Below are 20,288 nucleotides of genomic sequence, written 5' to 3' on the forward strand. Positions count from 1 at the left end.
GCACAAGCTTTTCAGCTCTGATATATTCTGCAAACAGGAGACCCGGTATGATCAAACTTGGCATTCTCGACTTCGACACTTCTCATGCGGAAGAGTTCACCAAACGATTTAATCGTAACGCAATTGCTGAAGATCAGTGGGTCGAGGGGGCCGAAGTAGTGATCGGCTGTCCCGGCCAATCTCAGATCTCGCCCGATTTGGTTCCCAAATATACCGAAGGGATGAAGAAACTGGGGGTTGCCCTGGTGGACAAGCCCGAAGACCTGATCGGCAAAGTCGATGGCATGCTCATTGAAGCGGTCGATGGCAGCGTTCACTGGGAACGGGTCCGACCCTTCCTGGAGGCCGGGATACCCTGCTTCGTCGATAAGCCGTTCGCCTGCTCGGTTGCGGATGCCAAAAAGATTATTGATCTCTCGGAGAAGAAAAAACTGCCACTTTTTTCTTCCTCCTCCTTGCGCTACGCACCGGAACTCGTGGAATTCCAGAAGGATAAAAAACGGCAGGTCATCGGCGCGATCAGTTACGGCCCCTGCTCCCAACATCCCCGAAATCCCGGGCTGTATCACTATGGGATACATGCGGTCGAGATTCTGTATACGCTGATGGGGCCCGGCTGCAAGCAAGTCGAAACCGTAACCACCAAAGAGGTCGATATGGTGACCGGAACCTGGGCGGATGGCCGGGTAGCCAGTGTGCGCGGCATCCGACCCGGGGGAAGTTACGGGGCGTTTGTGTTTAACGAAAAAGGGACCGCGCTCCCTGTTGCAATCAGCACGAAATACATCTATCGCGAATTGCTCAAACAAATTGTGGAGATGTTCAAAACGGGTAAGTCACCACTCGATCCGTTGATAACGCTGGAAATCGTGGCCTTTATCGAAGCCAGCAACAAATCTTCAGTGAACCACGGAATGCCTGAAACCTTGAAGATCTAGTAGCACTAGGGGGCTAGAACTTCCGCCACCTGCTGCTCGGTGACATCGTCGAGTGCGCGAACTTCGCCAAGTTTCACTGGCAGGATGAATCGCAATCGACCGGCTTGCGCCTTCTTATCCCTCTTCATGACTTCGATCAGATCGGGAATCTTCCAACCGCTTTCGGCTTTTACAGGCAGGCGGAATTCTGAGAGCAATTTGATTTGCCTTTCTGTAATCGAGGCGGGAATTAGATCCTTCTTCTCCGCCAGACGGCTCGCGTAAACCATTCCCGCAGCCACCGCCTCCCCATGCAACCAGTGGCCGTAACCGCTAACCGTTTCGAAGGCGTGCGCGAAGGTATGACCGTAATTCAAAATCATTCGCAGGCCGGTTTCCTCCCGCTCGTCCTTCTCCACAACATCAGCTTTCAAACGGCAGCAGCGGGCCACGATCTGCCGGAGTATCGCTGCATCGCGTTTGAGAATTTTCGCTGTGTTCTGCTCAAGAAATTCGAAAAATTGGGGATCCTGGATCACCCCGTACTTGACCACCTCAGCCAGGCCGCTGAGGTACTCCCGTTCTGGAAGGGTGACCAGCGAGCCAATATCGATCCAGACGGCTTTGGGCTGATGAAATGCGCCGATAAGATTCTTGCCCTTGGGGTGATTGATTCCCACTTTGCCGCCGACCGAACTATCGACCATCGCAAGCAAAGTTGTGGGAACCTGAATGAAGGGTAAACCGCGATTGTAAGCGGCCGCAGCAAACCCCGCCAAATCGCCGATGACGCCACCACCAACGGCGACCACTCCGGTTTGCCGATCCGCTCCAAATTCCGCCAATTCATCCAGGAGGAACGAGAACTGGGCCATGCTTTTTGAAGACTCGCCGGCCGGGATGATGGCGTGATTGCACTCGTAGGCGCCCAGGGAGAGATCCCGCAACTTCTGCATCAGCGTCGTGGTGTGCGTATCTGAAACGAAAAACAACTTGCGGGTGTGGCCCAAGGCCGACTTGAGAAAAGTGAGCCAGCCGAGCGTTTCGTGAGCGATGATTTGAATGGAATAACTGCGCGGCCCCAGATTTACGGAAACAGTCTGCATGACAAACGACTCGTGCTAAGGACAATCTCAATAAGCATTTTTATGGAAAAAGCCGCGCCAGATCGTCAGCCACAGAATTCGGATGTCGAGTAAGGGATTCCAATGAGTGATGTAATAGAGGTCGAATTGGAGTCTTTTGCGAAGCGAGGTGTTTCCCCGCCAACCATTCACTTGAGCCCAACCCGTGATGCCGCACTTCACGCTATGACGGGCCATATAGTTCGGGATGGTTTTCTTGAATTTGTCGATGAATACTGGCCGTTCGGGGCGCGGGCCGACCAGTGACATGTCGCCCTTCAGGACATTGAATAATTGTGGCAATTCATCGAGGCTGGTTGCCCGGATGAAGGAACCGAAACGAGTCCGGCGCGGGTCGTTTTCTTTAGTCATCATGGCCCCGCTCGATTCCGCATCAACGCGCATCGAGCGGAATTTGATCATCTGGAAGGATTCGCCGTTCAGACCACATCGTTCCTGCCGGTAAAAAATCGGCCCGCGGCTACTCAGTTTTACCAGGAAGGCAACTAATACCATCAGAGGTGTGGCCAACATCAGCGCAATCGAAGCGAGTACGATATCCATGCCCCGTTTAACTATGCTGTTCACGCCAAAGTGCGGGCTTTCGCGAAGTCCGATCACCGGCAACCCATCGATGTAGGTCGTCGTAAGAGACAGTCCAGCCAGATTGGGGACATCAGTTACCAGTCGGACTTCCACCAGATGCTGGGAAAGAATTTCGAAGCAGCGAATCGAATCGTCGAAACGCTTCATGGGCAAAGCAATAAACACATGTCGAACGTTGTTGTCTTCAATCAACCGGGGAAGGTCATTGAGCTTGCCGATGATATTCATGTCGGTATCGATCGGTCGAGGTTTATCGTCCACATATCCGATGTTGCGAATTCCCATCCAGCTGGCATGGCGGAGCGCCCGGTGCATCTTGCGGGCTCCTCGACCCGTCCCCACAATAATCGCGTTCGACTGATTCCAGCCCTGCCGGCGAAGTTTCTTCAAAAGTGTCCAGGTCAGCCGTCGGGGCAGCATCACAAATCCCAAGGCCAACCCGGCAAACAGCGACATGACCATGCGCGAGGCGTAGGGCTCTTGCGAATAAAACAGGGTCGCCATGACCATCAGAACCAGGAGTGCCACGCCCTTGAAGCAGGCGGGGATTTCTTCCCGTGTACGGCGGAGTCGGTGTACTTCGTAGAGACCTGCAAATTTGAAAGAAACGATGGTCATCAGCAGTATGAACGGGAGATTTTCCCAACAGACGCGTTCCTGCGGGCGCTCTTTCAGAACCGGGATGAGATCGTATTTGAATCGGACGTAGTACGCGCCAACCCAGGCCAGACTTATCGCCAGGAAATCCCAGAAGATGAACCAGAGAATCAGGGACTGTCGGCTGCGCTGTATCATACCTCCCCTTCCTTGGGGAAAAAATTCGCGGGGCAGGCATTCGGTCGGCCCGCTATGCTGAATCTAAACGGATATTCGAAATTCGGTCAAGATGGGTAATCGAGGAACGTGAAATGTTGACTGCCGATCAGTTGCTGGCCCGGCTCTACGCACTTCGGAAAGACTATGCCGACGATCCGGAGGACGAGACCTACCAGGCGTTACACCATGCGTTTATGTTCATTTCCTACAACATGGGATCGTTTAAGCAGTATGTCGATGAAGAGAAAAAGAAGGCGAAACAGGAAGAGTAGGGGGCTTGTGGTGCCCCCCACCGAATAGGTAAAAGCAGAAGATTACACAGAAGGTAGTCCGAAAGCTCGTCGCCAGGCCGAAAGTTGGCCGAGGTGGACCGCCTGATGGTTGGTCAACAGGTGCAGCATTACCTGACCCAGCTCGGGAAAACGAGCCCGCATCCGTTCGGGAGAGGGCTCCTTGAGCTTTTCGGGGGTTGCTTCCAGGACGAGTTTTGTCAGTCGAGTGTGCTGTGTTTCGTAAGCCTTCAGAATCTCTTCCGGGGCGGGATAAACGGTTCCGTCTCTCGAGGGCTTGGCGGTATTACCGAAAATCTCCTTCCAATTGGGCGGAAGTTCGGCAGGATGCCCCAAAAGAGTGGTACCGAAATCGCAAACCCAGCCTAAATGCCCGATCACAAATGCGGGATGATTCAGATCTTTGTCGGCCAGTGGTTGAGAAATCCATTGGTCCTTGTTGAGATCGGCCACCAATCGCTTGGCATAGGCCAGATTCTGGGTATATAGCGGCGCTGCAAGTTCCAACATTTGGGTCTTCCTCTAAATAACTGATCGTCAATGCTACGCTGTTGATTCTGACGAACTTGGCAAAACCGTCCAGTAAAAAACAGACAAAGCCGGATCGAAATAGCCGCGTGCTATTTGTAGTGAAATCTCTCTTGATTCGACTGATTCAATTTCTTAACATTCGCTTTGCTGTAGGTCTGACCCAAATCCTCGATCTCTTTTTGTAAAAGGCCCGTATGAGCGCTCAGTGGTACTTTGCTATCAACGACCAGGAAAAGGGGCCAGTGACGGCTCAGGATCTCAAAAAACTGGCCGACGCGGGGAAGTTAACCACCAAAGATTTGGTCTGGAAAGAAGGGCTGCCCAACTGGATACCTGCGGGTCAGGTCAAAGGGTTGTTCGGGGCCAACCAACTCGCTAAAGCTCCGTCGAAACCTGTGGAGGAAGAGGACGAGATCGAAGAAGTGGACGATGAGGAAGAAGATGAGGAGTTCGAAGTCGTTGAGCCGGTAAGAAAGAAGAAGAAATTCTACGGCTATGCGGGATTCTGGAAGAGGTTTTGTGCGCTTTTCGTTGACGGTATGTGTCTTGGCATTCCCATGTCAATTATTATGAGAGCGACCGGGGTTAATAATCCCGAGAATCTAAAAAAGGGTCTGGATGGACTTCTTCTATTCGAAGCCATCTACGGCTTAATTTTGTGGTTATATTTTGCTCTGATGGAAAGTTCATCCTACCAAGGAACTCTTGGCAAAAGAGCCGTGGGAATCAAAGTAACCGACATGAAGGGTAATCGAATCTCTTTTGCTCAGGCTACGGGACGACATTTTGCCAGGATTCCATCCAGCTTCTTTTTTATCGGTTACCTGATGGCGGCATTCACCGAGAAGAAACAGGCCTTGCACGATATCATTGCCGGTTGTCTGGTCGTGAAATCTCAAGAGTGAGACTAGGACAATCGCTAGGGAGCCACTTTCGCCTTCGAGGTTCTATCGAAGGCGACCGTATCGGCAGATAAAAAAATGGTCATTTCTCGCTGAGGTCGGTTTGGATTATGAAGACGAACCGAAACTCCCAATCGCCGCACACTTTCCTCTTGGCACGGCCCTTCCCGACCTGTTAATATTGAATAACGTAAAATTAACGAGAAATGAGGAACTCTGCAGGCAACTGCTCCATCAAAGTTCCATACTTCGGTCGCAAATCTGCAACTCGTCAGTTAGGAAGTGGTAATGGCTCTCTCCCGAATACTCCATTCGCGTTGGTTTTCTTTCGCTTTCGTACTGATTTTGCTTGGCACTTTCTGGTTGACCGGCCAACCTGTTTCCGCTCAGGATGCGGGGGATGCGCCCGGTCAAGCGCCTGAACCGAACATCATTATTCACATCGTGAAGTCGGCCGGAGTCGTTTTCGGCCCGCTTTTGCTCCTGGTGTCGATTGCACTCGTCGCTTTGATCGTGATTCTGTTCATGGATCTGAAGATGGCCGCCGCGATCCCGCCGGGATTCGTTGACGCCTTCACGGATACTGTGAACAAACGTCAGTTCAAGCAGGCTTTTGATATGGCCAAGGCCGATAATTCGATTCTGGCTCGAGTGCTGACCGCCGGGATGAGCCGATTGCAGTACGGCCTGGAAGATGCCCGCGACATGGCGGAAAATACTCTCGAAAGCATCAAGAGCGACAAAGAACAGAAGAACAACTACACCGCCGTAATTGGAACGCTGGGGCCAATGCTCGGGCTGGTCGGAACGGTGTTTGGTATGATTCTCTCGTTCATCGAATTGGGCCGCGGCACGACGCCGAACCCCGCGCGACTCGCCGACGGTATTTCCCACGCTCTGGTAGTGACCTTGCTCGGGATTGCTCTGTCGGTGCCCGCCATTTTCTTCAATGCGTTCTTCCGGAACCGAATCACCCGCATCACCATGGAAACCAACCATATTGCGGATGACCTTCTGACGCAGATGTACCACAACTCCAAGAAAACGGGTGGCCTGCCGAGTGCGACCACTATGCCACCGGCGCCTCCCGCACCGACCAAGTAAAACGGTTTTCGCCCAGTTAATTTTTTCGATTCAAAGTCTCTTTAGACCCAGAGTTTACCCTAGTGAGCCACGGCAGTCACACAGCCGAAAGTCCTTCAGAGCCAAACCTGACTCCGCTTCTGGATATGGTTTTGCAACTGGTGATGTTCTTCATGCTCTGTGCGAATTTCGTACAGCAGGAAGTAAACGAAACCATTAAGCTGCCGAAAGCGACGACGGCCAAGTCTCTGGATCGCGAGCAGTCGTATCTGCTGTTTATCAACATCAGCGAGCAGGGGCATTTGCTGCCGGTTGATGGCGACCGCAAACCCCTGATCAGTCCTCAGCAAATCGAATCTTACTTGCGTCGCCGTTTCGAATTCTCCGAGAAGACGACTCCGGGTTCCGGGGCCAAGACCGTAATCATCATCCGCGCACACGAGAATGCGACCTTCGATGCGATCTATCGGGTGGTCGCCTCGTGCAAGCGAGCGGGTTTTACCAAATTGCAATTCCGCGTATTGATGAGCTGACGGAAACTGAAATTGAATTGGGGTTCATTCCCTCGATTGGATAGTTGAGCATGGCCAGGAAAGCGAGACGAAAGTCAGATCCGCCGGTGGAGACTTCTCTGCCCATCACTCCTATGCTGGATATGACTTTTCAATTGATGGCGTTCTTCATCATGAGCTTCCATCCGATGCCCACGGAAGGCCAGCTTTCGGTGATTCTACCCAAAGACGATCCCAGCAAGAACGCGACCCCGGATATTGCAGTCCCCTCCGACGAAGGGGATGACTACAAGCTCCGCGTCTACTCCTCGCAGGGAGATATTGGCTCGATGGCTTTGGGAAACACTTCCGGGGAAGATCCCATTAGCGGAGTTGACCGAATGAATGCCCTGTTGACGAAGCTATCGTCCATTACCAAACCGAAGGATCGAACGGTCAAAATCACCATTGAATCGACTCCCGATTTGAAGTACGCCCGCTTGATTGACTTGATGGATATCTGCAAGAAGGCGGGTTTTGAGTCGGTTGGTATCGGTCAAATCAAATCCAAGCCGGCGGGGGGCGAAGCTCCTGCACCTAAAGCCAAACAGTAATAACCATTTACGAGATCGCCCAAAAACACACTTCCAAGTCGTTTTGAGCATGCCCCGCAAGCTGTTTTCTGTCCTATTTCGAGCGAGAATTCTTCCGCTTTCAAAGATGAGAGCCTTCTGAGTTACGGCACCTTCCGCCGTTTCTCGCGCAAGAACTTTAATCAAAATCGTCGATGGGATGAGAAGTATGAAAAAGGTCAACCGGGTTGAGAAAACCCCGCCTGATTCAGAAAGCTCAACTTAAAAAGGGAGTTTCACCATGAAAATCATCCTTACTTCAATATCCGCTTTTGCTGTACTCTTCGCCTGCACCGGCTTGGCTTCGGCCCATGAGATCCACCGCGGCCACCCGGCAGTAATCGTCAAATCCCGATCCTATCGCCCTGCATGTGAAACTGTGATTGTCAACCCGGCACCGGTTTGTACTCCAGCCATTGTCGGAGTTGCGGCTCCTCCAGTATGTGTGCCGAAGGTGATCATCCCAAGCGTTCATTACCGAAGCTTCCATAACGTCCATGGCTGGAATCATCGCCGGTAGGACATTCAACACTCTCGCCTTTTAAACTCGAAGACTGGGAACTCCCCAGTCTTTTTTTTGTCGGGTCGCAGCCAACGAAAAAAAGGACTTCGCTGAGCGGAGTCCTTCAGGGAGTTCAAGCGATTGAGAGCGTATTAGAACTGGTCGAGCCAGAAGTGGCTACCGCGGTAATACTTCATCGGCTGGAAGAGTTCGTATCGCCAGTTGGGTTCTTTGAAGGCCGGGTAAGCCTGGTATGCTGGTGGACGGACATACGGTTGTCCGGCTGGCTCAGGCCACTGTGGGCTCTGCGTGGGCCAGTAGCTGTGGGGGAAGTAATAATAGGGATAGTAATACATCCGGGGCAACGGTGGATCGCCAGCTTGAGCGGTTCCACCCCAGGCCGCGAACAATCCCATTGCCAGGGCCAGGCCCAGTACAGTGCGTCGGAACATGGATTCCTCCTGAATATACGGCCGATTCGCGACCGTTGATTTCCTTATCCTCATCATCGTAATTTGCATATCCCTCCCTGTAGGCACCACAAGCCAATGGGGGCTGAAAAGCCTAGAACAGACGATACGTTGCACCGATTGCAATCGACTCGCCGGGTCTACCGTTTAGACCAGGGAATTTGAAAAAATGTTGCGGAATGGAAAGGCTTTTTCTCAAGTGGCTGATTCCCATCTGAATTATGACAATCCTCTGATCGGTCGTTATGCCTCCAAAGCCATGGCGGAACGGTGGGGACCGCTGCGAAAATTTCGAACCTGGCGCCGGCTCTGGCTGGCCCTGGCAGAAAGTCAGGCCGAACTGGGATTGCTCGCCGATGATCGCAAAACGCCGCGAATTCAACCTGCCCAGTTGCAGGAGTTGCGGGAGCACCTGGACGACATCCACTTTGAACGAGCCGACTTCTACGAGAAAAAACTTCGGCACGACGTGATGGCCCACATTCATGCCCTGGGAGAAGTGGCCCCTCGAGGTCGAGAGATCGTGCACTTGGGAGCAACCAGCTGCTTCGTGACCGACAACACCGACCTACTTCTGATGCGCGAGAGCCTGGACGATATTCTGGGAAAGCTCGCCTCGCTGATCGATTCCCTGGCCAAGTTCGCGGCCACCTGGAAGTCCGAACCGAGTTTGGGATTCACGCACTTTCAACCGGCACAACTCACTACGGTTGGCAAGCGGGCTACACTTTGGTGTTACGACCTGATCCTGGATTTGCACGATCTCGAGCATCGTCGAGAAAATTTGAAATTCCGGGGGGCCAAGGGAACTACCGGAACTCAAGCGAGTTTCCTGGCCTTGTTTCACGGCGATCACGCCAAAGTTCGAGAACTCGATCGTCTGGTATCGAAAAAAATGGGCTTCGATCGGACGCTGGCAGTCACCGGACAGACGTATACCCGCAAGCTCGATTCGCAAATCCTGGATGCCCTAAGTGGCCTGGGCCAAAGTCTTCATAAATGGGGCAACGATCTCCGGCTCCTGGCTCACCGACAGGAAATCGACGAACCTTTCGAGGCCGATCAGGTCGGTTCCTCAGCCATGGCCTATAAACGAAACCCGATGCGGGCGGAGCGGCTTTGCTCGCTGTCTCGATTTTTGATGAATCTTCCCGCTATGTCGGCTCAGACCGTCGCCACGCAGTGGTTCGAACGCACTTTGGATGATTCCGCCATTCGTCGTCTCTATATTCCTCAAGCCTTTTTGGCCGCCGATGCCTGTTTGAAACTGGCACTGAATGTCGCCAACGGACTGGTTGTGAATCGAGCCGTGATAGCCCGAAATGTTCAGGAACAACTCCCTTACATGGCCACCGAGAATCTGATGATGGCCGCCGTGGCCAAAGGGCAGGATCGGCAGGAAGTGCACGAAGCGGTTCGAAAACATAGCCATGTGGTTACTGCGGGGCTGAAGGACAATTCGATGACCTCGGCAGAACTGATTACCCGCTTGAAAGGCGAAGCACTTTTTTCCGGAGTCGATTTTGCCGGCGAAATGGCGCCCATACGCTACGTGGGTCGATCCCCCGAACAAGTAGAGGAATTTCTCGCCGCGGAAGTCGAACCGATCCGCGAAAAGTACTGTAAGTTACTTGGCCAGAAGGGTGAAGTATCTATTTAGGAAGATGTATTCTTTTAGGAGGCTAACGGTATGAAACGGTTTTTTTCGACAATCGCAGCGGCGGTGCTCCTGGTATCCTTCGGCAGTTCCCAGGAACCGCTGATGCATACCAAGGATACTCCCGAGGAAGTGAAGAAAAATCTCAAGGATAAGAAGGCAATTCTTCTCGATGTGCGTTCGATGGATGAATGGGAAGCCGGCCATCTGAAAGATGCGACCTTCATGCCCTTGACGGAAATGAAGAAGGTGGATGAGGACAAATTGAAGGCACTCGCCAAAGACAAGATCATATACACGCATTGTGGTGCCGGACGGCGAGCTCTGGAGGCGGGAAAGATTCTCAAAGAAAAAGGCTTCGACGTTCGTCCGCTGAAACTGGGCTTCGAAGATCTGGTCAACGAAGGCTTCCCCAAAGCGGAAGAGAAAAAGAAGGACGACAAGGAAAAGAACTGATTTTTTTGCTAAAACATCCCTGCTGCTTTCACTACCTTTTCGTCGATCCTTTAGGGATGTCTCTCCATGCAAAGCGAATATCTCTTCCCCGTCCGTCGCGACTTTTTAAAAATGGCTGCGGCAGGTACGGCTGCAGTTTTCACCGGTAGCTTGGCCTCCGCTGCTGACTCCAAGCCGGTCACCATCGGCGAAGGCAAATTCAAATTCACTCTCGATGAGAACTGGGGCAAGCTTCCCAGCGGCATGCACTATGGGCTGGGTTGTGCCATCGTGGTCGATTCCAAAGATCGCATCATAGTGACCAGCCGCTCCGAGAATCCCTGCGTAGCCATCTTCGATACCGATGGGAAATTGCTGGAAACCTGGAGCAAGGAACTTTCCGAGAAGATCGGCTACACTCCTCAGCAGATCGCTGGTACCGCTCACGGCCTGTATTGGAGCAAGGAACTCTCCGGCGAATTCCTCTACTGGACGGAGAATGTGGCCGGGAGCGGTAAGAAGGATAATCCGCGCATTGGAGCCCGCGTTTACAAAACCGACATGCAGGGCAAAATTCTTTATGAACTCGGCAATGTGAATAAAGAAGGCGATACCACTCAGAAATTCGATTTCAAAAATCCCACCGATGTCGCGATTGCCCCCAACGGCGATATTTACATCGTCGATGGTTACGGCAGTCAACTACTCTACCGCTTCGACAAGAATTTCAAACATCTGAAAACCATTGGCGGTCCCGGGAATACCCACGGCAAGTTCAGCACATGCCACGGCGTCTGGGTCAGCACTCTGAACAAAGAACAGGAAGTCTACGTGGCAGATCGCGCCAACAATCGAATTGAAATCTTCTCACTCGAACTTGACTACAAACGAACCGTTCCCGGGGTACGCAATCCCTGCTGCTTCTACCAGCACGATGGACATCTCTATATCCCGGAACTCGATCAACGGGTCACGGTTATGGATTCCTCCGATAAACTGGTGGCTTTTTTGGGCGACGGCCATTCCAAGGAAGGTAAAAAATTGGCGGAAAAAGATGTGAACGCCAATCCCGATAAGTTCTTCACCCCGCACGCACTGACGCTGGATTCGAAAGGGAACTTGTACATCCTGGAATGGATCGGCTTCGGTCGCGTTCGTAAATTTGCCAACGCCGGAGCAATTTAGTTGGCCTTCAACAACCCCGCGCTGGACTGGAAGATCTTCCGCCGGCGCTTTTTCTGAGGTTCACTTTCCGCCTGCTTTTCCTTGATGTCGTCGAGATTGGCCAGACAGGAAGCGCAACCGATTGTCTTGAGATGGAAATCGATGTAACCGTGCACATCAGGTTCCAGAATTCCATGCAGAAAACCGCTCAACTGTTCCCGGCTGGGACAGCTTAAACGTTCCCTCCGCCAGATAGCGCCCAGCGAATGCTCTCCCCGATCCTGCTCTTCCCGCACTTGTTTCAGGCGGAAGCGCAACTGTTCCGAATCGCGCAGCAGCTTCTCAATGCCGGACATCTCCGCATCGCTCAGTGCGTCCTCCAGATAGGCGTGGAGTTGTTCGCGGGTAATTTCTTTTTCAATCATGCGAAGCCAGGAAAGAGAGGAAAGTTTGAGAACCGTCCTAGCTTTCTATTGAAATGGATTAATCGGGATTGGTCAAGTTGGACTGGATTAATTCGTGGAAATCGGGGTATGTTAGGTCGTTAACATCGCCAAGGAAGGCGTAGAAGAGAAGGCGTCATGATGATTTCATCCTCAGCCCGCATCCATCCCACGGCCATAATTTCCGATCAGACAGAAATCGGGGATGATAGCACTGTAGGCCCATACACCATTATTGAGGGGCCGGTGAAAATTGGTCCCGATTGTCATATCGGTCCACGCGTGCATATGATCGGCGAGATCGTCATGGGGAAGGCCAATAGCGTCGGTACGGGTACCGTGCTCGGCGCCCCTCCCCAGCACACCGGCTATAAGGGAGATCCCACTAAACTGATTATTGGTGAGGGGAACACAATCCGAGAGTATGTGACCGTCCATGGATCTTATGTCGCGGGCGGTTCGACAATCATCGGTAACAACAATTATCTGATGGTTAACTGCCATCTGGCTCACGATGCGATTCTAGGTAACAACTGTATTCTGGTTAACGGGGCTTTGATAGCCGGCCATGCCATCATTTACGACCGGGCGTTGATCTCCGGCAACGCGGCCATTCATCAATTCGGTTCAGTCGGTAAACTCGCTCTGCTCAGCGGTTCGGCCACTGCAACGAAAGACGTACCTCCTTTTTCCATTACCTTCGACCGCAATCTGTTTGGTGGAGTGAATATCGTCGGTATGCGACGAGCCGGCTATGACAGTAAATCCATCAATATTGTCCGAAAAGCCTACCAGATTCTTTACTCCAAGGGCTACACGATCAAGTATGCCATGGCGCTGATCGAGCAAGAATTGGGAGAACATGAAGTCATTCAGGACATGATCACCTTCATTAAAAATTCGAAGCGGGGAATCGCAGGAACCGCACCGCGCTCGACGCTCACTTCCAACGAAAATCATGCGGCTTAGCTTTTGGGAATTTAGTATACTCGATGCATGCTGGAAATCCGGGATGCTAAGCCGTTCGTAAAACCGATCATCTCCGAACAGGGTTTTCTCCCTGAGGGGCCGAGTCGGCTCGTGGTTGATGGGCGTCCCGCACTCTCCTGGGTGAACATCCAGACTGGAGTCGACGCACTTCGCGGTGAGATCCATCTTTTCTTCTGGGACACTCACGAACGCCGGATTCTCACCCAAGCCGGTCGGCCAGGATTCGCTCTCCCAATCGGCCCACAGAATACGATGGTCTGCGGCATGGATAAAACGGTGGGAATCGTCGATCTTTCGCAAAACAGCTGGATGCCCCTGACCACAATTCCGGATACGAGCCCGTTTACGATCATCAACGATGCTTTGCTCTCCGACTGCCAGACCAAGCTTTATTTTGGTACGAAAGATGTTCGCTTTTTAGAGCCGATCGGCCATCTGTACGAGTACGATCTGGTGGCGAATCATCTGACCACCTTGATCGACCGGCAAACTTGCTCTAATGGCAAAATAATTCGAAAACGTTCGCGAGGGATCGAGCTTCTGGATATCGATACTCCGACCAGGAAGGTCGTTCGCTACGAAATTGAGGATTCGAAAATCGTCGGTCAATCGGTGGCGTTGGATCTGAAAGAGGCTGCCGGGTTTCCCGATGGGATGACCTCAGCGAATGACCAAAGTGTGATCATTTCGTTTTACAATCCGGAGCCAGCGGACCATGGTTTGACCGTCGAGTACGACCTCCGTACCGCTACGGCACTCAAAATGTGGAAAACACCCGGCGCCCCTCGCGCGACCTGCCCGGTGCTGATGGAACGGGACGGACAGCGGGAATTATACATCACCACCTGTTCCGAAGGGGGTGGTGAAAAAGCGGGGATCAATGCCGGTGTGATTTTTTGGGCGACTTACGACACTTCGCGTGTCTAAAACTTCAGATCGCTTTCCGTGTAGATCGTAAAACCCTTTTCCTGGAGCGTCTGCACGGCCATTTCATGATCGGAGACGTGTAACGCCAGTGCGGTGCTACCCTCGAATCCTACACCCATCAGTAATGGATAGGCATAGTGAATACTGATTTCCGCGGAGAGAAGCGCTTTGCAGATTTCCACCAGAGGCTGATTGCTGTTAGGAAGTTTTACGACCACCAGATCGCTCTCGGTGACCATCATTTTGGCCAGCTTAAATATTTCCAGAGCCCGTTCGGGATCGGAAAGCACCATTCGAATGATGGCACAGTCGGCGGAATCGACAACAGTCAGCGAGACGATCCGAACATCAGTGGCTTCAAAACGTCGGACCACATTCATCATGGCCCCGAGCCGGTTTTCGAGAAAGACATTGAACTGACGAACGCTGGGATAATCCCGCCCTCGAGCAGTTATCGTGTCGATATCGTCTCCTTCGCCGAAATTCATTGCAATCCCTCAATTGGGCGTTTTGGAGCAAGATGCGAAGTATAACCGAAAATAACGATGAATGCCACGCCGGAAATCGATTTTTTTCGAGGGAAATTGACAAGAACAGAACGTTTTCTAATGAGTTTTAGTGAAATCTTGACCATCAATTGCTCTGTTCACGAGCGCCCGGCTGTCCCTAAGAACCTGCGCCCGCCATTGCGGAGAATTCGGGCAAAAAGTATCCTGCAAGACTCTTTTCGTTCTATCCTGCGACTTTCCAGTATCTCTGGACCAGTGATGAGCCTGATTTTCAGCCCGAAGTGCTCCCAGTACGCGAATTGGTCCGTATGTGCCAAATTCCGCACAGAGATAGAAGTATCGCCGATCAGGAAATTGGGAGGCCAGCCAGGGACCGAAGCCGCCACGCGTTTTGTAGGAGACCCCCGAAGCCCTACTGACTTCGATGTTTGGAGCTCCAAAAATCTCATTCAGATAGGAAACCTGAGACGGCGGCATACTCACATCGAGAAGCAATTTGTAGGTCGACCAGGGGCCCAGCCCGGTATGGAAATCCAGATGCATAATCTCACTCGATTCCCCGATCCAATCCGCCAGTTTAGCTTTCAGGATTTGTTGAGTGATGCAGGGGCGGGCACCGCCAAAAAAGAGGCCTTTTGGAAACTCATACTGTCCGGTGACAATAGCCTCCTTCAGGGCGGGCAGTCCATGCCGGGCAATCATCAGTAAGGCCCGAAGTGTAAAGAACTCAAACCTTGAAGGCGGTCGCTTGGGATTCAGCATTCCGTCGAAAATTTTGTAACCGGGCGGACTACCGGCAAAGCTTTCGCCTTCCAGAAGAAAGTTCCGGTTCGGATCGATCGACTCGCTATCGAATCTTCTGAGAAAATGAAAGCCATACGGATTTAAGCCATGTATGAACACTAACCTCTGTCCAGGAACCGAGGCGGGGTTTTCCTTCCAGTCGTTCATCAAGGCCAACTGGACCGCGGAACCAAAAAATCCCTCGATTCCATGCAGGCCACTGGATACTACCAGGGCACGACTGTTATTCGTCCCCGGTTTGATCGCGACATCAATTGTTAAGGGCTCACCTTCAGAATCGGAGAGGCCAATAGCATGTGCTTCGAGCACCCAGTTCAATTGCCGGGCGAGGTTGCGAAAGCGTTCCCGAGCCTGGCGGTAATTGTCCGAAAATAGCGCGCGATTTTGCATAGGTTTTAGGTTCGCCATAATCTTTTTGAGCGGCTTAAAAACTACTTGTCAATTACGACGAAACACTTTCTTGATTTTGAATTGTTTTCGTTTTCGGATGTTGATATTCTGCAATTCAGAATCAGTTTCATTTTTATGCCCAAGGACCCTCTCATGTCGGATATCGCCGAGTATTATCCCCCGAATCCTTCAGGTGTTCCCGAAGATCTGACGTTACCTTCCGGGAGCTATCAGTCCCGGGTAACTCTAGTACTGTGCAGTCTATTGTTATTCGTTTTATTGTACTTCGCGATGGTCGGCGGTTCGGCCTATCTGAGCTACAAGCTTTTTAGCATGACGGGAAATACCAAGCCTCGTTCTGTGCCCGCCACAAATTTCAATAACCGAACGACTTCCCGACCGGGATCGCAAATTCTGGAGAAGGAAGAATTCTGGTACATCGTCGGCGGAATCGCTTCGGGTGTTTTATGTCTCTATCTCATCAAGGGCTTCTTCAAAAGGCGGGAAAGCGATCCTTCGATGATGATCGAAATTCAGCGGAAGGATCAACCCCGGTTGTTCTCATTCATTGATCAGATCTGTGAAGATACGGGAGCTCCCGAGCCCCACAAGATCTTTCTCACTCCCGAGGTGAATGCGGCCGTTTTCTACCACGAATCGCTACTCAGTCTGGTCCGTAAAACGCCAAAGAATCTGCTCATAGGGCTGGGTTTGGTCAATCGTCTCAATTTAAGCGAGTTCAAGGCCGTACTTGCTCATGAATTCGGACACTTCTCCCAAAACAGCATGAAGCTAGGCACCTACGTTTACACCGCCAATCGAGTCGTGGGAGATTTGGTGTATGGCCGGGATAAACTCGATGGATTCATTGACACCATGAAGCGAGTTGATATCCGGGTCAGCATCTTTTTTTATGCGTTTTCCGCCGTGCTTTGGATACTCCGAAAGTTCCTGGAATTGGTCTTTAAGGCCATTAACTTCGCCAATTTTTCGCTGTCCCGCCAAATGGAATTTAACGCGGATCTGGTTGCCGTCAGCGTAACCGGGAGCGATGCCTTGATTTTCGCACTCTCGAAGTTGGATCTGGCTTCCGAAGCACTCGGGCAGGCGGCGAAAGATCTTAACACGGCCGCTGATCATAAGCTCTATACTCGCGATTTGTTCTATCACCAGACCTGTGCCCTTGAGTTACTTCGCCGCATTCGAAAGAATCCGAATCTGGGAGAATCACCTGCATTGCCCGAGGATCCGACGAAGACGGTGGCCGTTTTCAAAGCAGGGGACGAAGGTGCTCCTTCGATGTGGGCTACACACCCTTCCAATTACGATCGGGAACAAAACGCCAAGGAAATTTACGTTCGAGGGGAGATCGACGAACGATCTCCCTGGATATTGTTCGACGATAAAGCCGAAGTACGCGAACGCCTGACCCGGCGCTTTTACAAGATTGTCTACAAACTGATTAAGCCTGCTCTTCAAGATCCGGCCAAGGTTCAGGAATTCATCGATAACGAACACAACGAGATAATGTACGACCCCCGGTATCAGGGAATGTTCGATTCGCGCTACATCAAACCGGGAAATCTCGAAGAGATCGTACAAGAAGCACAAGATCTGGCGAGTTCGAAGCGAGCTCCGGAACACTCACACGAGACGCTCTTTAGCGAGGATCTGAAAAATCGCATGGAGAAGCATCGCGAACGACTTGGGGAACAGCAACTTTTGAACGGTTTGCAGTCTGGAGAATATACGCTCAAGGGAAAAGATTTAAAGATTCGCGAAGAGACGATTCGTTTGAAGGACATCTCCAAATTTTTAAGGAAACTCGATAAGGAATTGGATGAGGATTATTCGGAACTGGGGAAGCTCGATCGGCTGATTATTCGAACCCACCTTCACATGGCCTACCTCTCAAACCGAACGGCTGCGGAAGAGCTCAGGAGTCGCTACGAATTCCATTTAAAACTTCAGGAAATTTTGAAACAGTTGATAGGACAGCGGGATCACGTGATGTCGTTGCTGGCCGCTCAATCCGCTAAGAGCCAAGTCAGTCCGGCAGAGTTCAAGGAAATGGTCGCCGCACTGCGGGAAGCTCGCGATACGCTGGAAACGCAACTTGCTGTGGCCGCCGGGATGAGTCTGCCCGCTCTCAAAAATATAAACCAGGGAGAATCGTTGTCCGTGTTTCTGCTATCCGAACCTCTAGTACCGCGGATCTCGAAATCGGCTAGTTCTCTGGACGGCGAGACGCTGGGCGCACTGCTGAATCAACTCGGCACAGTAATCGATAAGTGCGAACGCCTCCACTTCAAGAGCTTGGGTAACATCCTCAGCCTGCAGGAGAAGATCGAGAGAGAATTCAAAGACCCGTCTCAACGTCCGGGCTCGATTCCGGAAAAGAAACCGGAACTAGTTGCCGAGGAAACTGGAGAAGTTTACGAGATCGATTAGACGAACCAATCGCCCTTAGTTTTAAAATCGATTTATCCTCATCCTGATAGTGCGGGGCGCTCCGCACGCTAAAAATCCACCCTGGAAACCTGAGTTGCCCGGGAGATGGCCTTCACATCGCTTCCGAAAAGCCTATTCTTGAAGTTACAGAAAGGCGGTTAGAGATGACCTCTCCCAACACCAATATTACCAGCGTGCTCAAGGAGAGCCGCATATTTCCTCCCGATCCCGGGTTCACGGCCAAGGCCCACATCAAATCGGTAGTCGAGTACGAAGAGCTCTGGCAGCGAGCTAAAGATAAGCCGGAAATTTTCTGGGGAGAAAGAGCGGAAAGCCTGCACTGGTTCACGCGCTGGAACAAAGTGCTGGAATGGAAGGAACCACATGCCAAGTGGTTTCTCGGCGGCAAACTGAATGCCGCGTATAACTGTTTGGACCGCCATCTTACGACGCATCGACGAAACAAAGCTGCATTGATTTTCGAAGGAGAACCAGGCGATTCCCGCACTCTGACGTATCAGCAACTGCACCGGGAAGTCTGCAAGTTTTCCAATGTCCTGAAGACGCTGGGAGTGGTTCCGGGGGATCGCATTACCATCTATATGCCGATGATTCCCGAAGCGGTCATCGCCATGCTCAGCTGTGCACGGATTGGAGCCATGCACTCGGTCATCTTCGGGGGCTTCTCCGCTGAGGCAGTTGCGGAAAGGAACAACGACGCCAAAGCCAAATTGCTGATCACGGCCGACGGCGGATGGCGTCGCGGGAAAGTCGTTCCTTTGAAGCAGAACGTCAATGACGCGCTGGCGAAATCACCCACGGTCGAAAAGTGCATCGTCTTCAACCGCTGCAATACTTCGGTGGAGATGCAGAAGGGCCGGGATCTGTGGTGGCACGAACTGATGAACGAAGCTTCCGCGGATTGCCCCGCCGAGCCGTTCGATAGCGAGCACCCCCTCTTTTTGCTCTACACCAGCGGTTCCACCGGAAAGCCGAAAGGCATTTTGCATACTACCGCCGGTTACCTGTTGGGAACCTCCTACACCCATAAATTACTTTTCGACATCAAGGACGAAGATGTTTTCTTCTGTACCGCCGATGTGGGATGGATCACGGGCCATAGCTACATTGTCTATGGCCCGCTTTGCAACGGCACCACGGTGGTGATCTACGAAGGAGCCCCGAATCAGCCCCGGGAAGACCGCTTCTGGGAGATCATCGAGAAGTATAGCGTTAACATTCTCTACACCGCCCCCACGGCGATACGAGCCTTTATCAAATGGGGAAATCATTGGCCCAAGGGCCGGGATCTCTCGAGCCTGCGTTTGCTGGGAAGCGTGGGAGAGCCGATCAACCCCGAAGCCTGGATGTGGTATCACGACGTGATCGGCGGTGGTCGCTGTCCGATCGTCGATACCTGGTGGCAAACCGAAACGGGAGCCATCATGATTTCTCCGGTTCCTGGAGCCATTGGCACGAAGCCGGGTTCAGCTACCAGACCTTTTCCTGGAGTAGTCGCCGAGGTGGTGGACAAAGGGGGTAACCCGGTTCCGGCGGGCTCGGGCGGCTTTCTGGTCATCAAACAACCTTGGCCGTCCATGCTGCGAACGATCTGGGGAGACGACGAACGCTATCATAAAACCTATTGGAGCCATTACCCCGGCTGGTATTTCACGGCCGATGGCGCTCGTCAGGACGAAGATGGCTATTTCTGGGTGATGGGTCGGGTCGACGATGTCTTGAATGTTTCCGGCCACCGTTTAAGTACGATGGAAGTGGAAAGCGTTCTCGCACAACACGCCAAGGTCGCGGAAGCCGCGGTGGTCGGCAAACCGGATGACATCAAGGGGGAAGGCATTTGCTGCTTCGTGACCCTGAAAGCCGGTGTCGAAAAAACGGACGAGCTGAAAAAGGAATTGCGGGAACACGTCGCCCACGAGATCGGGGCGCTGGCTCGACCGGACGAAGTGCGCTTCACGGAAGCACTGCCCAAAACCCGATCCGGCAAGATTATGCGTCGGTTGCTACGGGATATAGCCGCAAATCGTATCAGCACTCAGGATACTTCCACTCTCGAAGATCTCGCCGTGCTGGCAAAACTGCGGGATGATGAAGAATGACACTCATCCGCTTTTGGATGATCCACAAAAGCTC

21 protein-coding genes are annotated in these 20,288 nt (G+C 52.2%); 14 read left to right on the forward strand and 7 right to left on the reverse strand.

The features are described from left to right. Nucleotides 1-47 precede the first annotated feature (47 nt). Nucleotides 48-938, forward strand: a complete 891-nt coding sequence (locus KIH39_RS01250) for a Gfo/Idh/MocA family protein (RefSeq protein ID WP_213497465.1) — start codon at nt 48-50, stop codon at nt 936-938. 5 nt (nt 939-943) lie between these two features. On the opposite strand, the gene aroB is transcribed toward KIH39_RS01250, so the two are convergent. Next, the gene (aroB, locus tag KIH39_RS01255) at nt 944-2,023 is read right to left on the reverse strand and encodes a 3-dehydroquinate synthase (protein WP_213497466.1); all 1,080 of its coding nucleotides are present in this window, start codon (nt 2,021-2,023) and stop codon (nt 944-946) included. 27 nt (nt 2,024-2,050) lie between these two features. Continuing rightward, the gene (locus tag KIH39_RS01260; RefSeq protein WP_213497467.1) at nt 2,051-3,442 is read right to left on the reverse strand and encodes an undecaprenyl-phosphate glucose phosphotransferase; all 1,392 of its coding nucleotides are present in this window, start codon (nt 3,440-3,442) and stop codon (nt 2,051-2,053) included. 113 nt (nt 3,443-3,555) lie between these two features. Here KIH39_RS01260 and KIH39_RS01265 point away from each other — a divergent pair, with 113 nt between their 5' ends. Beyond that, nucleotides 3,556-3,735: a hypothetical protein gene (locus tag KIH39_RS01265; protein ID WP_213497468.1), complete on the forward strand. Its 180-nt coding sequence runs from the start codon at nt 3,556-3,558 to the stop codon at nt 3,733-3,735. Nucleotides 3,736-3,777: 42 nt separating this feature from the next. Here KIH39_RS01265 and KIH39_RS01270 read toward each other — a convergent pair whose 3' ends face one another. Beyond that, nucleotides 3,778-4,263, reverse strand: coding sequence for a DinB family protein (locus tag KIH39_RS01270; protein WP_213497469.1), 486 nt, complete (start codon nt 4,261-4,263; stop codon nt 3,778-3,780). A gap of 215 nt (nt 4,264-4,478) precedes the next feature. On the opposite strand from KIH39_RS01270, the gene KIH39_RS01275 reads away from it, so the two are divergent. From KIH39_RS01275 to KIH39_RS01295, 5 genes are all read left to right on the forward strand, one after another. Continuing rightward, on the forward strand, nt 4,479-5,189 hold the full coding sequence (locus KIH39_RS01275) for an RDD family protein (protein WP_213497470.1): 711 nt from the start codon (nt 4,479-4,481) through the stop codon (nt 5,187-5,189). A 285-nt stretch (nt 5,190-5,474) separates the two neighbouring features. Continuing rightward, a complete protein-coding gene (locus KIH39_RS01280; protein WP_213497471.1) occupies nt 5,475-6,290 on the forward strand; it encodes a MotA/TolQ/ExbB proton channel family protein in 816 nt (271 codons plus the stop codon). 62 nt (nt 6,291-6,352) lie between these two features. Further along, nucleotides 6,353-6,802 (forward strand): ExbD/TolR family protein, encoded by a 450-nt coding sequence (locus KIH39_RS01285; protein WP_213497472.1) that lies wholly within the window; start codon nt 6,353-6,355, stop codon nt 6,800-6,802. A 50-nt stretch (nt 6,803-6,852) separates the two neighbouring features. Next, entirely contained in the window at nt 6,853-7,374 is a 522-nt protein-coding gene (locus KIH39_RS01290; protein WP_213497473.1) for an ExbD/TolR family protein, read from the forward strand. Between the two features lie 259 nt (nt 7,375-7,633). Beyond that, on the forward strand, nt 7,634-7,912 hold the full coding sequence (locus tag KIH39_RS01295; RefSeq protein ID WP_213497474.1) for a hypothetical protein: 279 nt from the start codon (nt 7,634-7,636) through the stop codon (nt 7,910-7,912). Between the two features lie 134 nt (nt 7,913-8,046). Here the strand turns inward: KIH39_RS01295 and KIH39_RS01300 are convergent, their stop codons facing one another. Continuing rightward, nucleotides 8,047-8,346, reverse strand: coding sequence for a hypothetical protein (locus KIH39_RS01300; RefSeq protein ID WP_213497475.1), 300 nt, complete (start codon nt 8,344-8,346; stop codon nt 8,047-8,049). Between the two features lie 187 nt (nt 8,347-8,533). Between KIH39_RS01300 and purB the strand changes: the two genes are divergently transcribed. The 3 genes from purB to KIH39_RS01315 all read left to right on the forward strand — a co-directional run bounded on the left by purB (nt 8,534) and on the right by KIH39_RS01315 (nt 11,641). Beyond that, nucleotides 8,534-10,024: an adenylosuccinate lyase gene (gene purB, locus KIH39_RS01305; RefSeq protein WP_246539461.1), complete on the forward strand. Its 1,491-nt coding sequence runs from the start codon at nt 8,534-8,536 to the stop codon at nt 10,022-10,024. A 30-nt stretch (nt 10,025-10,054) separates the two neighbouring features. Next, on the forward strand, nt 10,055-10,477 hold the full coding sequence (locus KIH39_RS01310; RefSeq protein WP_213497476.1) for a rhodanese-like domain-containing protein: 423 nt from the start codon (nt 10,055-10,057) through the stop codon (nt 10,475-10,477). Between the two features lie 66 nt (nt 10,478-10,543). After that, entirely contained in the window at nt 10,544-11,641 is a 1,098-nt protein-coding gene (locus KIH39_RS01315) for a twin-arginine translocation signal domain-containing protein (RefSeq protein ID WP_213497477.1), read from the forward strand. Here KIH39_RS01315 and KIH39_RS01320 read toward each other — a convergent pair. Beyond that, nucleotides 11,638-12,045: a hypothetical protein gene (locus KIH39_RS01320; RefSeq protein WP_246539463.1), complete on the reverse strand. Its 408-nt coding sequence runs from the start codon at nt 12,043-12,045 to the stop codon at nt 11,638-11,640. The two genes, KIH39_RS01315 and KIH39_RS01320, sit on opposite strands and share 4 nt — an antisense overlap. Nucleotides 12,046-12,201: 156 nt before the next feature. On the opposite strand from KIH39_RS01320, the gene lpxA reads away from it, so the two are divergent. Together lpxA and KIH39_RS01330 are read left to right on the forward strand one after the other, a co-directional pair. After that, nucleotides 12,202-13,032, forward strand: a complete 831-nt coding sequence (lpxA, locus tag KIH39_RS01325) for an acyl-ACP--UDP-N-acetylglucosamine O-acyltransferase (protein ID WP_213497478.1) — start codon at nt 12,202-12,204, stop codon at nt 13,030-13,032. A gap of 27 nt (nt 13,033-13,059) precedes the next feature. Beyond that, complete coding sequence (locus KIH39_RS01330; protein WP_213497479.1) at nt 13,060-13,980, forward strand: SMP-30/gluconolactonase/LRE family protein; 921 nt, start codon at nt 13,060-13,062, stop codon at nt 13,978-13,980. On the opposite strand, the gene KIH39_RS01335 is transcribed toward KIH39_RS01330, so the two are convergent. Further along, nucleotides 13,977-14,468 carry an acetolactate synthase gene (locus KIH39_RS01335; RefSeq protein WP_213497480.1) on the reverse strand — a complete coding sequence of 164 codons (492 nt, stop codon included), beginning with the start codon at nt 14,466-14,468 and terminating at the stop codon, nt 13,977-13,979. The two genes, KIH39_RS01330 and KIH39_RS01335, sit on opposite strands and share 4 nt — an antisense overlap. A gap of 117 nt (nt 14,469-14,585) precedes the next feature. Beyond that, nucleotides 14,586-15,683, reverse strand: a complete 1,098-nt coding sequence (locus KIH39_RS01340; RefSeq protein WP_213497481.1) for a M14 family metallopeptidase — start codon at nt 15,681-15,683, stop codon at nt 14,586-14,588. A 153-nt stretch (nt 15,684-15,836) separates the two neighbouring features. On the opposite strand from KIH39_RS01340, the gene KIH39_RS01345 reads away from it, so the two are divergent. Both KIH39_RS01345 and acs read left to right on the forward strand, forming a co-directional pair. After that, the gene (locus KIH39_RS01345) at nt 15,837-18,134 is read left to right on the forward strand and encodes a M48 family metalloprotease (RefSeq protein ID WP_213497482.1); all 2,298 of its coding nucleotides are present in this window, start codon (nt 15,837-15,839) and stop codon (nt 18,132-18,134) included. Nucleotides 18,135-18,298: 164 nt separating this feature from the next. Next, the gene (acs, locus tag KIH39_RS01350; protein ID WP_213497483.1) at nt 18,299-20,254 is read left to right on the forward strand and encodes an acetate--CoA ligase; all 1,956 of its coding nucleotides are present in this window, start codon (nt 18,299-18,301) and stop codon (nt 20,252-20,254) included. Nucleotides 20,255-20,288: the final 34 nt, after the last annotated feature.

Source organism: Telmatocola sphagniphila (assembly GCF_018398935.1).
GTDB classification, from domain to species: domain Bacteria; phylum Planctomycetota; class Planctomycetia; order Gemmatales; family Gemmataceae; genus Telmatocola; species Telmatocola sphagniphila.

What these genes read in the sequence shown, in the direction of transcription:
- KIH39_RS01250 (WP_213497465.1), top strand. Translation starts at nt 48, where the DNA reads ATGATCAAACTTGGCATTCTCGACTTCGACACTTCTCATGCGGAAGAG.
- aroB (WP_213497466.1), bottom strand. Translation starts at nt 2,023, where the DNA reads ATGCAGACTGTTTCCGTAAATCTGGGGCCGCGCAGTTATTCCATTCAA.
- KIH39_RS01260 (WP_213497467.1), bottom strand. Translation starts at nt 3,442, where the DNA reads ATGATACAGCGCAGCCGACAGTCCCTGATTCTCTGGTTCATCTTCTGG.
- KIH39_RS01265 (WP_213497468.1), top strand. Translation starts at nt 3,556, where the DNA reads ATGTTGACTGCCGATCAGTTGCTGGCCCGGCTCTACGCACTTCGGAAA.
- KIH39_RS01270 (WP_213497469.1), bottom strand. Translation starts at nt 4,263, where the DNA reads ATGTTGGAACTTGCAGCGCCGCTATATACCCAGAATCTGGCCTATGCC.
- KIH39_RS01275 (WP_213497470.1), top strand. Translation starts at nt 4,479, where the DNA reads ATGAGCGCTCAGTGGTACTTTGCTATCAACGACCAGGAAAAGGGGCCA.
- KIH39_RS01280 (WP_213497471.1), top strand. Translation starts at nt 5,475, where the DNA reads ATGGCTCTCTCCCGAATACTCCATTCGCGTTGGTTTTCTTTCGCTTTC.
- KIH39_RS01290 (WP_213497473.1), top strand. Translation starts at nt 6,853, where the DNA reads ATGGCCAGGAAAGCGAGACGAAAGTCAGATCCGCCGGTGGAGACTTCT.
- KIH39_RS01295 (WP_213497474.1), top strand. Translation starts at nt 7,634, where the DNA reads ATGAAAATCATCCTTACTTCAATATCCGCTTTTGCTGTACTCTTCGCC.
- KIH39_RS01300 (WP_213497475.1), bottom strand. Translation starts at nt 8,346, where the DNA reads ATGTTCCGACGCACTGTACTGGGCCTGGCCCTGGCAATGGGATTGTTC.
- purB (WP_246539461.1), top strand. Translation starts at nt 8,534, where the DNA reads ATGTTGCGGAATGGAAAGGCTTTTTCTCAAGTGGCTGATTCCCATCTG.
- KIH39_RS01310 (WP_213497476.1), top strand. Translation starts at nt 10,055, where the DNA reads ATGAAACGGTTTTTTTCGACAATCGCAGCGGCGGTGCTCCTGGTATCC.
- KIH39_RS01315 (WP_213497477.1), top strand. Translation starts at nt 10,544, where the DNA reads ATGCAAAGCGAATATCTCTTCCCCGTCCGTCGCGACTTTTTAAAAATG.
- KIH39_RS01320 (WP_246539463.1), bottom strand. Translation starts at nt 12,045, where the DNA reads ATGATTGAAAAAGAAATTACCCGCGAACAACTCCACGCCTATCTGGAG.
- lpxA (WP_213497478.1), top strand. Translation starts at nt 12,202, where the DNA reads ATGATGATTTCATCCTCAGCCCGCATCCATCCCACGGCCATAATTTCC.
- KIH39_RS01330 (WP_213497479.1), top strand. Translation starts at nt 13,060, where the DNA reads ATGCTGGAAATCCGGGATGCTAAGCCGTTCGTAAAACCGATCATCTCC.
- KIH39_RS01335 (WP_213497480.1), bottom strand. Translation starts at nt 14,468, where the DNA reads ATGAATTTCGGCGAAGGAGACGATATCGACACGATAACTGCTCGAGGG.
- KIH39_RS01340 (WP_213497481.1), bottom strand. Translation starts at nt 15,683, where the DNA reads ATGCAAAATCGCGCGCTATTTTCGGACAATTACCGCCAGGCTCGGGAA.
- KIH39_RS01345 (WP_213497482.1), top strand. Translation starts at nt 15,837, where the DNA reads ATGTCGGATATCGCCGAGTATTATCCCCCGAATCCTTCAGGTGTTCCC.
- acs (WP_213497483.1), top strand. Translation starts at nt 18,299, where the DNA reads ATGACCTCTCCCAACACCAATATTACCAGCGTGCTCAAGGAGAGCCGC.